The sequence below is a fragment of the Acinetobacter sp. YH12226 genome, assembly GCF_013417805.1.
Taxonomy (GTDB): domain Bacteria; phylum Pseudomonadota; class Gammaproteobacteria; order Pseudomonadales; family Moraxellaceae; genus Acinetobacter.
Genome location: NZ_VPDG01000023.1, coordinates 1 through 13,964 on the forward strand (window position 1 = coordinate 1; position 13,964 = coordinate 13,964).

A 13,964-nucleotide genomic window follows, 5' to 3' on the forward strand; every position below is an offset into this window, starting at 1 on the left:
ACTTCTTCGCCAAGCTCAAGCAGTATCGAGGTATTGCTACGCGCTATGATAAATTGGCTCAAAACTTCCTGTCAGCAATCTACCTTGCTTCAATCATGATATGGCTTAATTGATGACACGCCCTAGATAAAAACTCCCCCTTTTTTTAAGAGGGGGAGTTCATAAGCTTAGGAAAGATCTTCCTTCAACTATTCTATTTTTTCTTTTCTGAAAAACTTGAGTTTCCACTCACTGGCAATCACCCCAAGTACCACCATCAATCCGCCTAGAAGTGCCAGCGCAGGCAAACGTTCTCCCGCCATACGTCCAAATAAACTTGCCCAGATCGGTTCACCGGCATAAATGATCGCAGCTTGAGAAGGATCTACCATTTCCTGCGCCCAGTTCATCACTAGCTGAATACAGGCACTGGCAATACCGAGACCGACCAAAATACCTGCCAGATGCCAATGGAAGTCAGGTAACTGTGATTCACCCAGCATCGGTGCAATCAGAAAACAAAATAACGAGGCAAAAATGAGTTGTAGCACGGTGACACGCCGAGTATTCACCTTCGGAGCAAAATGACTGATAAAAATAATCTCAAGCGCAATGGCAATCGAGCCGAGCAAAGTCAAAGCCTGACCAAAATTCAGCTGAATGGCACCAAAGCCATTACCGGTTAAAAAGACCAAGCCAAGAAAGGCAAACAGGGCACCGACCCAGGTCATAAAATGTGGTTTCTTACGAAATAGCAGCCACAGCATTAGAGGCACTAAGGGAACATATAGCGCAGTCAAAAAGGCCGATTCACTGCTACTAATCGTTTGCAAGCCCACCGTTTGTGTTCCATAACCGATCGCAATCACAGCCCCAATGATGGCACCCGCTGCCACTTCTTTAAGCGTCAGGCCTTTCAAGTGCTTCAGCGACAGCAGAGTTACGGCAATTGCCGCTGCTGCAAAGCGTAATCCGACAAAGATCACCGGACTACTGAAATTCAGGCCATATTGTACAGTGATAAAGCTGCCACCCCAGATGATGGTAATCAGGATCAGAGCAAGTTGAGGAACTTTAGTTCTCCAGATAGAGGGAGTTTGGGAAACGGATGTTGACATGGGAGAGAGGATCAAAAAAATTGAACAATAAAAAAAGAGGTCCACAGACCTCTTTTTCAGCAGATGCTATTATAGCGCTTCTTGTTCATCCAGCAATAATTGTGCTTCACGCAGATTTAAAGTGCCTTCATAGATCGCACGACCGGTAATCGCACCTAAAATGCCAGGCTGATCTTTCAGATTACGCACGTCATCCATATTGGTTACGCCACCTGAAGCAATCACAGGCAGACCTGAATATTGTGCCAGATGTACGGTTTGCTCGATGTTGACACCCTGCATCATGCCATCACGGGCAATATCGGTATAAACAATACTAGACACGCCAGCATCCGCAAAACGTTTTGCCAGATCAGTCGCTTTTACATCAGTCACATTCGCCCAGCCATCCGTTGCTACCATGCCGTTCATGGCATCGATACCCACAATAATATGGCCTGCAAATTTTTTGCATGCTTCTTCCACAAATTCAGGATTTTGCACTGCTTTTGTACCAATAATCACAAAAGATACACCTGCTTCCAGATAATGCTCGATAGTTTCCAGTGAGCGGATTCCGCCACCAATCTGGATAGGCAATTCTGGCTGTGATTTGGCAATGGCTTCTACCACTGGCTTATGAATCGGTGTACCTGCGAAAGCACCATTTAAATCTACTAAATGCAAGCGGCGAGCGCCTTCATTTACCCAATGCTGTGCTGTTGCCACCGGATCGTCAGAAAATACGGTATCGTCTTCCATACGACCTTGTTTTAAACGGACACATTTGCCATCTTTCAGGTCAATTGCAGGGATGATCAGCATGCTTTCGCTCCTTGCTTAATCTTTAGAATGAATTTCAGTGAGTTCATCTTAGCAAATAAAGTCGAAATTTCTAACTCTTAAACGGTATGAAAAAAGAAAACCTGTCTGAAGATATGCTGGAGTGACAGGATTTTATTCTTCAATTTTTTTATTCTTTGCAATACTCCTGATGGAGTCTGATATCAAAATAATATTTCGCTAGAAAACTGATCTTCTGTTTGTTCAAATTTTTGAATGCGGGCGAATTTTCAATTTTAGTGAAGTATTGGGAACTTCCTTGGGTCCCAAGCCACGGTGCAGCAATTCTTCAAAGACCAGTAAAGGTGCATAGGCATCTGCAGCCGCATATTCAATCTGTGCCTGACTGAGATGTTTTTTCGCCCAGTTCGATGTCGTAACCCGTTTCGATTTAGGAAAATTCACCTGAAATAGCAAAGCCATCGCATTTTTTAATCCAAGAGGATTTTTAATGCCGAACGCACCAAAGCACTTTGACAGTTCAATCACACTGTTCAGCTCAATGCCTCTTTTACGGAAAAGATGCGCATCATTTTTCAGGCCAAAACCAACTTTAATCTGGTCTCGATTGGCAAAAATCGGTTTCAGAAAATCCCAAATGGCAGCATTCATCTGAAACAGGTAGGCCTTTTCTAGAGTGGCCAGCTGAATCAGATGCGGACCAGTGGACACTTCACCAACCTTGAAGGTCGGTTTAGACTCAGTGTCCAGACCAAAGACTGCGATCTGCCCAAGTTCTTCGCGTAGAGCTTCACATTGCTGAATGCTGTTAATCACCACAATATTTTCAGGCGCGATATTTTGAAAAGGTGGAAAATTTGCTATTGCCTCTTTACTCGGCAGAATATCGTTAAGCTGGGTATCCATGATTAAAGCATCTTCCATTGATGAATATTCAGGTTGAATAGAGCATACCTTAGAGAAGGAAGCTTGGATGTGAATTATTTTTCAAAAATAAACTTTTAAGCTGTAGCCCATAAAAAAGCCCGCATGATGCGAGCTTTTTGAATGTATTGGATTAGATATTCCAATCCACAAAGTTTTTTAGCAATTGAAGGCCTGCAGTATGGCTCTTTTCCGGATGGAACTGGGTCGCAAACAGGTTGTCTTTATGCAGGGCAGTACAGAAATCAATACCATAGTTACAGGTCGCTGCCACGATGCTTGGATCTTGTGGTTCCACATAGTAACTGTGCACGAAATAGAAACGTGCATCCTGAGCAATGTCTTTCCACATTGGATGGCTTGGATCGGCCTGATGTACCTGGTTCCAGCCCATATGCGGTACTTTTAAACCTGCCATTTCCGGGAAGTGTTTGACTTCACCGGCAAAAATGCCCAGTGCATCCGCACCGCCATTTTCTTCGGAACGTTGCATCAGGGCCTGCATACCGACACAGATGGCCAATACCGGTTTGTTGAACACGGCATTACGTACGACTTCATCAATTCCAGCTTCATGCATGCCTTGCATACAGTCACGCATTGCACCTACACCCGGAAAAACGATTTTGTCGGCTTGGGCGATCAGTTTTGGATCATTGGTTACATCTACCGTTGCACCGACGTGTTCAAGTGCTTTGGCTGCTGAGTGTAGGTTTCCCATGCCATAGTCAAGAAGGGCAATACGGGTCATTACAAGGTACCTTTGGTTGAAGCAACAGTATTCGCAGCACGTGGATCAACTTCACATGCCATACGCAGTGCACGCGCAAATGCTTTAAATACGCTTTCGATCTGGTGATGGCTGTTTTTGCCTTTCAGGTTGTCGATATGTACCGTCATCAAGGAGTGGTTTACAAAGCCCTGGAAAAACTCAGAGAATAAATCCACATCAAAACGGCCGATCATGGCACGGGTAAATGGAATATCCATAAACAGACCCGGACGGCCAGACAGATCTACCACGACACGGCTTAAAGACTCATCGAGTGGCGCATAGAAATGACCATAGCGTTTCAGGCCTTTTTTATCGCCTAATGCCTGTGCAAATGCCTGACCCAGCGTAATACCGCAGTCTTCCACAGTATGATGGTCATCGATTTCCAGATCGCCATCACAATGAATATCAATATCAAACAGGCCATGACGCTTGATTTGATCAATCATATGATCTAAAAAGGGAATACCCGTGTTTAAGGTGCCTTGACCAGTACCGTCGAGATTCAAACGAACTCGAATTTTGGTTTCGTTGGTATTTCTTACCACTTCACTGATACGATCTGTCATAGACACGTTCCTCAAATACGTCAAAATGATTGATGTAGAAAATATTTTCGCCGTGACGAAGTCACCGCATATTAGATTGCTCAGGAGGGTTTATCAATGCCTATCACCGTACATGCTTATACTTCTTTAGAAAATGACGAAGTGCGCAGCCAGCTTGAGCGACTGTATGACACGAGCCCGGAATTTAGCGACGGGGCAGATGCCATGGAACAACTAGAGCAAAACCTTGCACAGTATACCTCAGTTTATAGCGCAGAATTTAATAGCAAAATTATTGGGGCAATCTGGTGCACTGGACAGGGCGAAAGCCGCATTCTGGAAAATATCGTGGTACATCCGGCCAATCGCGGTCGTGGTGTGGCAGAAAGGCTGGTCAGCGAAGTCTGCCGCATGGAAGAAGAAAAAGGCGTGAAAAATTTCGTCCCAGGCTGTGGGGCCATTCATCGTTGTCTCGCCAATCTGGAAAAAATCTGAAGATAGAGCAATATCAAGCAGTCATTAGGCTGCTTTTTTATGTAAATAAGCGCTTAAATCTGTTTTATTGCTGAGGTCTTTGGTAAACACTGTTCGATTTATGACTCAAATTGATGCGAGTTGATGGAAAAGTAAACATTTGATGAAAATTATTCTCTCTGCTCTTGACGATTTACAGCTGAAACTGTTTAATACGCGACATCGGCGTGATAGCTCAGTAGGTAGAGCAACGGATTGAAAATCCGTGTGTCCCCAGTTCGATCCTGGGTCTCGCCACCATATTTTAAAACGATTTCAAAGTTTTCAATCCCTGATCCCATCAGGGATTTTTTTTAGGCCAAAAATCAGCCACTCAAATATTTTTTTCATAATTTTGATTGACTAATGAGGCCAGATACGGCTTAATACACCGCATCGGCGTGATAGCTCAGTAGGTAGAGCAACGGATTGAAAATCCGTGTGTCCCCAGTTCGATCCTGGGTCTCGCCACCATATTCAAAAAATCCTCAAACTTGGTTTGGGGATTTTTTTTGCCTGCACCAAAGCCAGATCAACATTATTCTTTTCTATTTTTCAGTTGTGTCAACTTCTTCTTTTTCGACGTTTCCTGCTTTTTCTTCCTGATTGACCGTTTATCAAACTTAACAATAGACACGGGCATTATTTGTAAGATTTAGCTTTGACGCTTTCCCTTTTCCAAACGAGGGTGAAAATGATGAATCTCCTAACACCAATTAAACTCGGCTTTCTTACGGCCTGTACTGCTTTTAGCCTACCGATATTAAGCCATGCTGCGCCTGCTGCTGATTCTGTAGTCTTACCGACTCTGACCGTCATGGCGGAACCGGAACTGCGCGCCGTGACTGAAAAAATGTTGCCTTATCAGGAACAGAACAGCCAGCGCAAAGCCCTGCAAATGCGCCTGATAAAAATTGAACGTGAAATTCAGGCCTATAGCGTGGATGGTGATGTGGTCGCGAATATTGATGTGATGCGTGCACCTGCCGACCCTGATCTGGATAGCCTGCCTGTGGTGTTCCGTGAATATGTATTGGCCATCGCACAGGGCTTGCAGTCTTCAGACCCAAGAAATGGGGTGTATGTATTGCTGCAACCTTTTGGAATTAACCGCGATGCCACCAATGTGAATATTGTTCGGGAACAATTCGATCCGAACCGGCTGAATCTGAGCCTGCCATTTAATTCCCCATAATGTATGCCTGTCGGTCTAGATAACTTTGTTAGACGAGCTTATTAAAGCTGTCATGCAACGAGATCGACAAAATAGGGTACTGGAAAGGGTGGCTTTGTGAGAGGAGCAATTTCTGTCTAAGCTAGACATATTATTGGAAAAATCAAATGCCTTGAATTGTGTTTAAAAAATAAGCATAGTGGATGTAAATCAACAAGATCTGACTGACAGAGCTGGAGCGTATACATGCCGCGTGTTTTTATGATTGTAGCCGCTGTGACACTGGCAATTTTTATTGGGCTGTTTTATCAGAATTCGGTTCAGCAAAAACATCAGGCTGAGCTGCTCGAATATGAAACCGTGCTCGAAGAAAAAACCGAGAGCATTGCGCAGCAGGCACAGGACTGGTCTAAACCGATTCAGATTGAACTTGAAGATGACCGTCTGGATGGTGACTATGCCATCATGGCTGAGTTTATGCTGGGGCAATTGCGCGATAGTGCCGAGGAACGCAATCAGTATCTACGCGACTTAAAAGCCGCCAACTGGCAGAATTTTCTGAATATCGACCGCTTGGCCAAGGATCAGGCACAAGGCTATAAAGAAACTGAAGCCATGCTCAAGCAAGTCCATCAGATTGTGAACAGCTATCAGCAGAAAATCCAGCAGCGCGATGCCGAGCTGATCGACAAGGCACAACAACTGGATATTAAAAACCGTTATCGCCAGCAACTGAGCCTGACCCTGAAAGACAGTCAGCAAAATAGTAATGCACATGTCATTTTTGAAATTGAAAAACAGACGCTGGCCAAGGCTGATGCCTTATTTGCAGTACTGAAAAAGCATAAATGGCAAAAGAAAAATAACACCTTTATGTTCTATGACGATAAAGCCGTGCAAGAATTTAATGCGCTGTATAAAGAAATGCTGCACTTGAATAAACAGATGGAACGAGTGGCAACTGCCAATCAGAAAGCGGTTGAAAACAAGTTGTAGCATGACCTAGATGACAGGATTGCCATAGGACTGTCATCTGCTGTTCAAACTCGCTTGCTAAATTGAAGGGGTCGCACAGATCACGACATAACATTCAAGCAGGTGAGTCATGCAAACAATTCAGGTTTTTGCTGATATTCAGCAGGTGTACGGTGAGTTTGTCGCAAATAAAACAGATCCAAAATTAGAAAGGATGAATAACGGGGACAAGAACCGGTTGTTCTTGAATCAATATTTCACGCTGATCGAGGACTGGCACTATACCGAACAGATTGTGATTCAGTTCAATCAGCAGTATTTCAGTCTGGATCTGGGGAGCGCACCGGATTTTATGGATCAGGATAAATATATCAACTGGCTAAAGTCGGAACTGCTGCATTAATCGAATCGTCATATTCCTCGTTGATAGATAACCGAGCTGTCTCAAGAGAGGCAGCTTTTTTATTTTGATAGAAAACTGGTATTGATCTTGCTGTTGCATCGGCACAGCGCGAACAGGTGCTGATTCCAATTCCGATTTGAACAGGCTATGCTGAATTAATTACCGCTGCCAAAAGAATGACAGGCGGAGCATGGATGATATGGAGGGCAAAAAATTATGCAACAGTTGAGATGTTATAAGGAACTTCCAGTCTGGACCCAGCAGAGTATTCCTCAGGGCTTCAAGAATCAGCACAATACCAAAGCGGGTACCTGGGCGAAATTGACAGTATTAAAAGGTGAGCTGCATTTTGCCATGCTGGAAGAATCTGGTGCAGTGCAATCCGAGCATGTGTTTACACCAGAGCAGCAACCGCCATTTATTGAGCCTGAGGCTTGGCACAAAATTGTCTCTGCCAGTGAAGATGTCGAATGCCAGCTGCGTTTTTACTGCCGGCCTGAGGATTACTTCATCAAGAAATATCAGTTGAATCCTACCCATTCTGAAGTACTGGCCGCCATGCCCTATTTAAAAGGTGGCCGTGCGCTGGACGTCGGCTGCGGTACAGGGCGTAATGCGCTTTATTTAAGTCAGAACGGCTTTAATGTCCATGCCTGGGATGTTAACGAAAACAGTTTGCAGACTTTAAGACAGATTGTGCAGACCGAGCAGATTGATCACATACAGATCCAGCGCCGCGATCTCAACACGGATACCAGCATTGTAGGTCAATATGACTTTATCTACTGTACCGTGGTGATGATGTTCCTTGAGGCGAAAACCATTCCACCGCTCATTGCACAGATGCAGCAGGCGACTGTGCCGGGTGGCTATAACCTGATTGTCTGTGCCATGGATACGCCAGATATTCCGGCACAAGCCGATTTTCCATTTGCTTTTCAGCCGGGGGAGTTGCGAGGGTATTATGAGGGCTGGAATATCGTGAAATACAATGAAGATATCGGTGAGCTGTATCGTGTCGATGAGCAGGGCCAGCGGATTAAACAGCACTTTGCCACGATGCTGGCGCAGAAGGCTGAATAGAAGATTAAGTCTTTTAATTCCTGAAAATAAATTAAATCATCCAAAACAAAAAAAGATGTCAGGCTGACATCTTTTTTTATGCTTTTAAAAAGCTTAAGCCGCTTTTTTAAACCAAGAGAACCAGCCTTTTTTCTCAGCTTTTACTTCTGCTTTTTCAGCAGCCGCGTCTTTGGTTTCTACTGCCTCAGTTTTCGCAGCTTCAACGTGTTGTTCTGCTGTAGATTGAGCTGTTTCTACTTGAGTCGTCGCTTCTGTTTTTACTGCTTCAGCTTTAGTTTCAGTCGCTTGTTGAGTTGCAGCAACAGTCGCTTGAGTCGCTTCAACTTTCGCTTGTACAGGTGCAGCAGCTTCTTTGGCAATAGTTTGGGTTGTTTTAGTTACAACAGTTGCTGGCGCAACTTGAGCTTCAGTTGCCATTGCAGATGCAGAAGTCGCTACGATTGCAGTTGCGATCATTGTTTTAAGCATGTTCATATAAACCCTTTTAAGGAAATAGAAAAAAAAGAGGCTTGATCATACGCATATAAAATTTAAGTAATTCATAAATAAGTTTTAAATGATTGAGAAATAAACCAATTTTACAAATAAATAACATTTATAAAAATTAAACATAATTTGGCTATAGAGGTGTTCTGATGGAAAAATAAACTAACTACCATTACTATAATCATTTAAATACATATTTTATAATTTGGGGTCTTTTTTGGATATTACGGAAAGTTTAAAAGAAATAATTAAAGAAAGTCCAACAGCTCCATTTCTTTTTATAGGCTCAGGATTCTCAAGACGTTATCTAGGCTTAGAAGATTGGAAAGGTTTACTAAGTCGATTTGGATCGAATTTACCTTCAGGATTTATCCGTTATATCAGTGAAAGTAACGGTGATCTAGCATTGGCAGCGGAAAAAATGGCAGAGCCATATTCTGATTATTGGTGGTCACTACCTGATTCACACATAATATCTAGTCAGGCGGATTGGTATGCTCATATATCTTCTCCATTAAGATATGATATTTGTAATTATCTAAAATCATTAGATATTCATAAGAAAGAACTACTAGATGAATTAAATATTCTTACATCAAAGAAAACGATTATTGATGGAATTATTACGACAAATTGGGATTTACTTTTAGAGCATCTCTTTGAAGAAGAAAATTATAAAGTTTATGTAGGTCAAGGAAATTTGCTGTTTTCAAATCCTCAAAAAATAGCTGAAATTTATAAAATTCATGGATGTTGTACAGATCCAAAATCACTAGTTTTAACAAAAAATGATTATGAGGATTTTCATAAAAAGAATAGATATTTAGCAGCAAAGCTTCTCTCAATATTTTTAGAACATCCAATTATATTCATTGGTTATTCTATGAATGATGAAAATATAAGATCTATTTTATGTTCTATCTCAGAAATGATGTCAAATGATGAACATAGAGCTAAATTAGCAAATAATCTGATTTTTATTAGTTGGGAAAAGGGAGGAGAGGATTCTATTTCTAAAACACACTTTAGTTTTGTAGATAATATAAGTATTCCTATAACAGAAATTAGAACTGATAATTTTTCGAAAGTTTATTTAGCTCTACAAGGTAATGAACGTCAAATCCCTGCTTATATATTGCGTATTTTTAGAGAGCAATTTTATGAAATAGTTCAAGGTGCGGCACCAGATAAAAAATTATACTGTGCTACAAATGTTGAAGAAATCATGCAGGGAACAAATAAAATTGAGTTTGTTGCAGGTTTTGGTGTTGCTCAACAAGGATATAGTGAAGTTGGCTTAAAAGGTGTTAATTTCAAAATGATTCTATCGGATGCTATATATGGAGATATTGAGTTTGATAGAGCACAAATTTTAAATAATACACTTCCAGATATTTGCAAGTCAGCAGTTTATGTACCTATTCAAAGATTTATTAAAGCTGACCCAAATTATAAGCCTTTTAAAAATGCGCCTGAGAATTTTAAAAATTTATTTAATTTTAATGAAAGAACATTTATTTCTAAGATAGCTAATGGCTATAGAAAATCATATAGAGCGAAGAACCTTTCTTCATTAAGTATTCTTGAATTAATTAAAAATACTCAGTTTAGCGATTCAATTCGTGCTGACTATTTAGGTCAATATATTGTTGATAATAGCTCAGAGGAGAATCTAAGAATTTTATTAGATTATCTAAAAGAAAAATTCGAAGAAAGCTGGAATAATTCTAACTATAAGCGTTTAGTTTGTATTTATGATTGCTTAGTCAATAAAAAAGAAACCCCGCATTAAGCGGGGTTTCTTTTTATCTCGGTATTTAAGAATTAAACACGTTCGATAATGGTCGCAATACCTTGACCTAGGCCGATACACATCGTCGCAAGACCGATTTGCGTATCTTGCTGTTCCATTACGTTCAGCAATGTTGTTGTGATACGCGCACCAGAACAACCCAATGGGTGACCCAATGCAATCGCGCCACCGTTATGGTTCACGATGTCTTGCTTGTCATAAATGCCTAAGCCTTTAAGAACAGACAGACCTTGTGCAGCAAATGCTTCGTTCAATTCAAAAGTCTGAATATCAGCAATTGACAGGCCAGCACGTTTCAACGCTTTTTGCGTTGCTGGAACCGGACCATAACCCATGATCGCCGCATCACAGCCTGCAACCGCCATAGAGCGAATTACAGCACGTGGCTTAAGACCTAAAGCTTGAGCACGTTCAGCAGACATTAGCAACATTGCAGAAGCACCATCAGACAATGCTGAAGAAGTCGCTGCAGTTACTGTACCGCCTTTCGGATCGAATACTGGACGCAAAGATTTGAACGATTCAAGGTTCGCATCTGGACGGATCACTTCATCGATATCACACAGGATTTTGTAGCCATCTGCATTATGACCTTCAATGCCGACGATCTCATTCTGGAACAGACCGTTTTCAGTCGCAGCCCAGGCACGGCGATGTGATTCCACACCAAACGCATCCTGTTCTTCACGGCTAATGCCGTTCATACGACCCAGCATTTCAGCAGTCAGACCCATCATGTTCGACGCTTTAGCATAATGCTTAGACGCTTCAGGGTTCAGGTCGATGCCGTGCATCATTCCCACATGGCCCATGTGCTCAACACCACCGATGATGAAGATATCACCTTGGTTCGTTGCAATTTGCGCAGCCGCAGTGTGAATCGCCTGCATAGACGAGCCACAAAGACGGTTCACCGTTTGACCTGCAACAGTCTTCGGCAGGTCTGCCAGTAATGCGATATTACGGGCAATGTTCATACCTTGTTCTAGGGTTTGGTTCACACAGCCCCAGATTACGTCTTCAACTTCATGCGGGTCGAATTCGTTACGTACCAATAGGGCACGGACAAGCTCAGCAGACATCGAATCGGCACGTACATTGCGGAACATACCGTTTTTGGTTTTACCCATTGCTGAACGTACGCCATCAACGATGACAACGTCACGTGGATTTAAAGTAGCCATTCACGTTGCTCCTTAACCGTAGAATTTTTTGTTGTTAGCAGCCATTTCGCGCAACATTTCTGGCGCTTCATAAGCTTTACCAAGGTGCGCATACTTATTGCAAAGCGCAACATACTCAGCTACACCGGTTTGATCGATGTAACGGCATGGACCACCACGGAATGGAGGGAAACCAACACCCATGATCATGGCCATATCTGCTTCAGCAGCAGTGGCTACAATGTTGTCTTCCAGGCAACGAACAGTTTCGTTACAGAAAGCCAGCATCATGCGATCAATGATTTCCTGAGCGTCAAATTCACGTTTTTCCGCAGTTGCAACAGAGGCCACAAGCTCATACGCAGTTGGATCAACCACTTTGGCTTTTTTGCCTTTACGGTCAAGTTCATACTTGTAGAAACCAACGTCGTTCTTTTGCCCCAGACGTTTGTTTTCGTACATGACTTGGATCGAGCCTTTGTAGTCAGGCTTCATGCGATCCGGGAAGCCTTCAGCCATCACTTCTGCACCGTGAACGCCAGTGTCGATACCGACCACGTCCATCAGGTAAGCAGGGCCCATAGGCCAGCCGAATTTTTCCATCACTTTATCGATTTGCTGGAAGTCAGCGCCATCTTTAAGCAACAGGTCAAATGCGCCGAAGTAAGGGAACAATACGCGGTTCACCAGGAAGCCCGGGCAGTCATTGACCACGATTGGTGTTTTACCCATCTTCTGAGCCAGAACGACTGTGGTTGCAATCGCTTCGTCAGAAGTCTTCGCACCACGAATCACTTCAACCAGTGGCATCATGTGTACCGGGTTAAAGAAGTGCATGCCCACGAAGTTTTCAGGACGTTCCAGATTTTCAGCCAGACGCGTGATTGAAATCGTAGAAGTGTTAGATGCAATGATCGTGTTTTCACGAACTTTCGCTTCAGTTTCTTTCAGTACGATGCCTTTAACTTTTGGATTTTCAGTCACGGCTTCGATCACGATGTCCACTTCTTTAAACTCGTCATAGCTTAAAGTTGGACGGATGCGCGCAAGAGTTTCACCCATTTGAGCAGGCTTCATCTTCTTACGTTCAACTTGTTTGGTCAGTAAACCATTGGCTTCTTTCATACCCAAAGCAAGTTGCTGGTTACCGATGTCTTTCATGATGATCGGTGTGCCTTTGCTTGCCGCCTGGTAAGCAATACCACCACCCATGATACCCGCGCCTAAAACAGCCGCCTGGTTCACTGGATGCGCACCTTTTTCATAGCGCTTCGAGGTTTTTTTCACGATCTGGTCGTTCAGGAACAAACCGATCAAGGCACCTGCCTGAGGTGTTACCGCAGCTTTGGCAAAGCCTTCAGCTTCAGCTTTCAGCGCGTCATCACGATGCAGGCTCGCACCCGCTTGAAGAGAATCAAGCAGTAATTTTGGTGCAGGGTATTGAGCTGGATTAGCTTTTGCCAGAACCATGCCTTTCGATGAGTTAAACGCCATCATCTGTTCGATCGGGCTGAGTTTAACTGGATCGAGTTTTTCCTGACGCTTGGTTTTCCAGTCTAAACGGCCATGAATCGCCTGTTTTACCAGATCAAGTGCAGCATCTTGTAGCTTGTCAGCAGGAACGACAGCATCGACTGCGCCGTCTTTCAGTGCAGCAGCTGGCTTCTTAGGATTGGCCATTGCCATCCATTCTACCGCGTTGTCGATACCGATTAGACGGCTTAAACGCACTGTACCACCGAAGCCCGGGAAGATACCCAGCTTGATTTCAGGTAGGCCCACTTGTGCCTGTTCTGACATGACACGGTAGTCACACACCAGGCACATTTCGAAACCGCCACCCAGTGCCATGCCATTAATGGCAGCCACTTTAGGAATGTCGAGGTCTTCGAAGCTGTTAAAAATTTCATGTACTGGCATTGCCCAGTCAACAATCGCTTGTTCACCCTGAGCAAAGTTGTCGCCGAATTCAGTGATATCAGCACCTACAATAAATGTAGATTTGCCTGAAGTCACAATCAGACCTTGAATATCGGCATGGGAGACGGCTTCGATAGCAGCCTTGAAATCTTCAATCGTTGCACGGTTGAATTTGTTAACGGACTCACCTTGTAAGTCAAAGCGGAATTCTGCAATCCCGTCCTCAAGCATTTGGACGGTAATGGCATTGCCAGCGTGGATCATGCCCTGATCTCCTTTATTTTGGAGGACTTCTAAGTTGATGTTG

15 protein-coding genes and 2 tRNA genes are annotated in these 13,964 nt (G+C 43.2%); 9 read left to right on the forward strand and 8 right to left on the reverse strand.

The genetic code is table 11. From position 1 onward, the window contains the following. On the forward strand, positions 1–113 hold a 113-nt coding region (locus FTV08_RS14455), incomplete at its 5' end, for a transposase (protein ID WP_171529517.1). A gap of 75 nt (positions 114–188) precedes the next feature. Here FTV08_RS14455 and FTV08_RS14460 read toward each other — a convergent pair. The 5 genes from FTV08_RS14460 to hisB all read right to left on the reverse strand — a co-directional run bounded on the left by FTV08_RS14460 (position 189) and on the right by hisB (position 4,148). Then, positions 189–1,097, reverse strand: a complete 909-nt coding sequence (locus FTV08_RS14460; protein ID WP_180087575.1) for a DMT family transporter — start codon at positions 1,095–1,097, stop codon at positions 189–191. Between the two features lie 69 nt (positions 1,098–1,166). Then, positions 1,167–1,901, reverse strand: coding sequence for a 1-(5-phosphoribosyl)-5-[(5-phosphoribosylamino)methylideneamino]imidazole-4-carboxamide isomerase (gene hisA, locus FTV08_RS14465; protein WP_005232592.1), 735 nt, complete (start codon positions 1,899–1,901; stop codon positions 1,167–1,169). 222 nt (positions 1,902–2,123) lie between these two features. After that, on the reverse strand, positions 2,124–2,804 hold the full coding sequence (locus tag FTV08_RS14470; RefSeq protein ID WP_373683614.1) for a 3'-5' exonuclease: 681 nt from the start codon (positions 2,802–2,804) through the stop codon (positions 2,124–2,126). Positions 2,805–2,937: 133 nt separating this feature from the next. Continuing rightward, a complete protein-coding gene (gene hisH / locus FTV08_RS14475) occupies positions 2,938–3,555 on the reverse strand; it encodes an imidazole glycerol phosphate synthase subunit HisH (protein WP_004781601.1) in 618 nt (205 codons plus the stop codon). Then, a complete protein-coding gene (hisB, locus tag FTV08_RS14480; RefSeq protein WP_004729244.1) occupies positions 3,555–4,148 on the reverse strand; it encodes an imidazoleglycerol-phosphate dehydratase HisB in 594 nt (197 codons plus the stop codon). Before hisB ends, hisH begins: the two co-directional genes overlap by 1 nt. A gap of 96 nt (positions 4,149–4,244) precedes the next feature. Here hisB and FTV08_RS14485 point away from each other — a divergent pair, with 96 nt between their 5' ends. From FTV08_RS14485 to tehB, 7 genes are all read left to right on the forward strand, one after another. After that, the gene (locus FTV08_RS14485; RefSeq protein WP_004278652.1) at positions 4,245–4,622 is read left to right on the forward strand and encodes a GNAT family N-acetyltransferase; all 378 of its coding nucleotides are present in this window, start codon (positions 4,245–4,247) and stop codon (positions 4,620–4,622) included. A gap of 203 nt (positions 4,623–4,825) precedes the next feature. Then, positions 4,826–4,901, forward strand: a tRNA-Phe gene (locus FTV08_RS14490). 137 nt (positions 4,902–5,038) lie between these two features. After that, a tRNA-Phe gene (locus tag FTV08_RS14495) sits at positions 5,039–5,114 on the forward strand. Positions 5,115–5,337: 223 nt separating this feature from the next. Continuing rightward, complete coding sequence (locus FTV08_RS14500) at positions 5,338–5,835, forward strand: hypothetical protein (protein WP_180087591.1); 498 nt, start codon at positions 5,338–5,340, stop codon at positions 5,833–5,835. 225 nt (positions 5,836–6,060) lie between these two features. Next, positions 6,061–6,810, forward strand: a complete 750-nt coding sequence (locus FTV08_RS14505; protein WP_004729250.1) for a hypothetical protein — start codon at positions 6,061–6,063, stop codon at positions 6,808–6,810. Between the two features lie 109 nt (positions 6,811–6,919). Continuing rightward, positions 6,920–7,192, forward strand: coding sequence for a hypothetical protein (locus FTV08_RS14510; protein WP_071852129.1), 273 nt, complete (start codon positions 6,920–6,922; stop codon positions 7,190–7,192). 216 nt (positions 7,193–7,408) lie between these two features. After that, positions 7,409–8,275: an SAM-dependent methyltransferase TehB gene (tehB, locus tag FTV08_RS14515; RefSeq protein ID WP_180087576.1), complete on the forward strand. Its 867-nt coding sequence runs from the start codon at positions 7,409–7,411 to the stop codon at positions 8,273–8,275. Positions 8,276–8,368: 93 nt separating this feature from the next. Here tehB and FTV08_RS14520 read toward each other — a convergent pair whose 3' ends face one another. Beyond that, a complete protein-coding gene (locus FTV08_RS14520; RefSeq protein ID WP_180087577.1) occupies positions 8,369–8,749 on the reverse strand; it encodes a hypothetical protein in 381 nt (126 codons plus the stop codon). 229 nt (positions 8,750–8,978) lie between these two features. Between FTV08_RS14520 and FTV08_RS14525 the strand changes: the two genes are divergently transcribed. Beyond that, the gene (locus tag FTV08_RS14525; protein WP_180087578.1) at positions 8,979–10,553 is read left to right on the forward strand and encodes an SIR2 family protein; all 1,575 of its coding nucleotides are present in this window, start codon (positions 8,979–8,981) and stop codon (positions 10,551–10,553) included. Positions 10,554–10,585: 32 nt separating this feature from the next. On the opposite strand, the gene fadA is transcribed toward FTV08_RS14525, so the two are convergent. Together fadA and fadB are read right to left on the reverse strand one after the other, a co-directional pair. Further along, the gene (gene fadA, locus FTV08_RS14530) at positions 10,586–11,758 is read right to left on the reverse strand and encodes an acetyl-CoA C-acyltransferase FadA (protein WP_005108092.1); all 1,173 of its coding nucleotides are present in this window, start codon (positions 11,756–11,758) and stop codon (positions 10,586–10,588) included. Positions 11,759–11,770: 12 nt separating this feature from the next. Next, positions 11,771–13,921 (reverse strand): fatty acid oxidation complex subunit alpha FadB, encoded by a 2,151-nt coding sequence (gene fadB, locus FTV08_RS14535; protein ID WP_044113072.1) that lies wholly within the window; start codon positions 13,919–13,921, stop codon positions 11,771–11,773. Positions 13,922–13,964: the final 43 nt, after the last annotated feature.

Excerpts from the sequence above, each read along its gene's own strand:
- hisB (WP_004729244.1), bottom strand. The coding sequence starts at position 4,148 with ATGACAGATCGTATCAGTGAAGTGGTAAGAAATACCAACGAAACCAAA.
- FTV08_RS14505 (WP_004729250.1), top strand. The coding sequence starts at position 6,061 with ATGCCGCGTGTTTTTATGATTGTAGCCGCTGTGACACTGGCAATTTTT.
- FTV08_RS14470 (WP_373683614.1), bottom strand. The coding sequence starts at position 2,804 with ATGGAAGATGCTTTAATCATGGATACCCAGCTTAACGATATTCTGCCG.
- FTV08_RS14460 (WP_180087575.1), bottom strand. The coding sequence starts at position 1,097 with ATGTCAACATCCGTTTCCCAAACTCCCTCTATCTGGAGAACTAAAGTT.
- hisA (WP_005232592.1), bottom strand. The coding sequence starts at position 1,901 with ATGCTGATCATCCCTGCAATTGACCTGAAAGATGGCAAATGTGTCCGT.
- FTV08_RS14485 (WP_004278652.1), top strand. The coding sequence starts at position 4,245 with ATGCCTATCACCGTACATGCTTATACTTCTTTAGAAAATGACGAAGTG.
- hisH (WP_004781601.1), bottom strand. The coding sequence starts at position 3,555 with ATGACCCGTATTGCCCTTCTTGACTATGGCATGGGAAACCTACACTCA.
- FTV08_RS14520 (WP_180087577.1), bottom strand. The coding sequence starts at position 8,749 with ATGAACATGCTTAAAACAATGATCGCAACTGCAATCGTAGCGACTTCT.
- FTV08_RS14510 (WP_071852129.1), top strand. The coding sequence starts at position 6,920 with ATGCAAACAATTCAGGTTTTTGCTGATATTCAGCAGGTGTACGGTGAG.
- tehB (WP_180087576.1), top strand. The coding sequence starts at position 7,409 with ATGCAACAGTTGAGATGTTATAAGGAACTTCCAGTCTGGACCCAGCAG.
- fadA (WP_005108092.1), bottom strand. The coding sequence starts at position 11,758 with ATGGCTACTTTAAATCCACGTGACGTTGTCATCGTTGATGGCGTACGT.
- fadB (WP_044113072.1), bottom strand. The coding sequence starts at position 13,921 with ATGATCCACGCTGGCAATGCCATTACCGTCCAAATGCTTGAGGACGGG.
- FTV08_RS14500 (WP_180087591.1), top strand. The coding sequence starts at position 5,338 with ATGAATCTCCTAACACCAATTAAACTCGGCTTTCTTACGGCCTGTACT.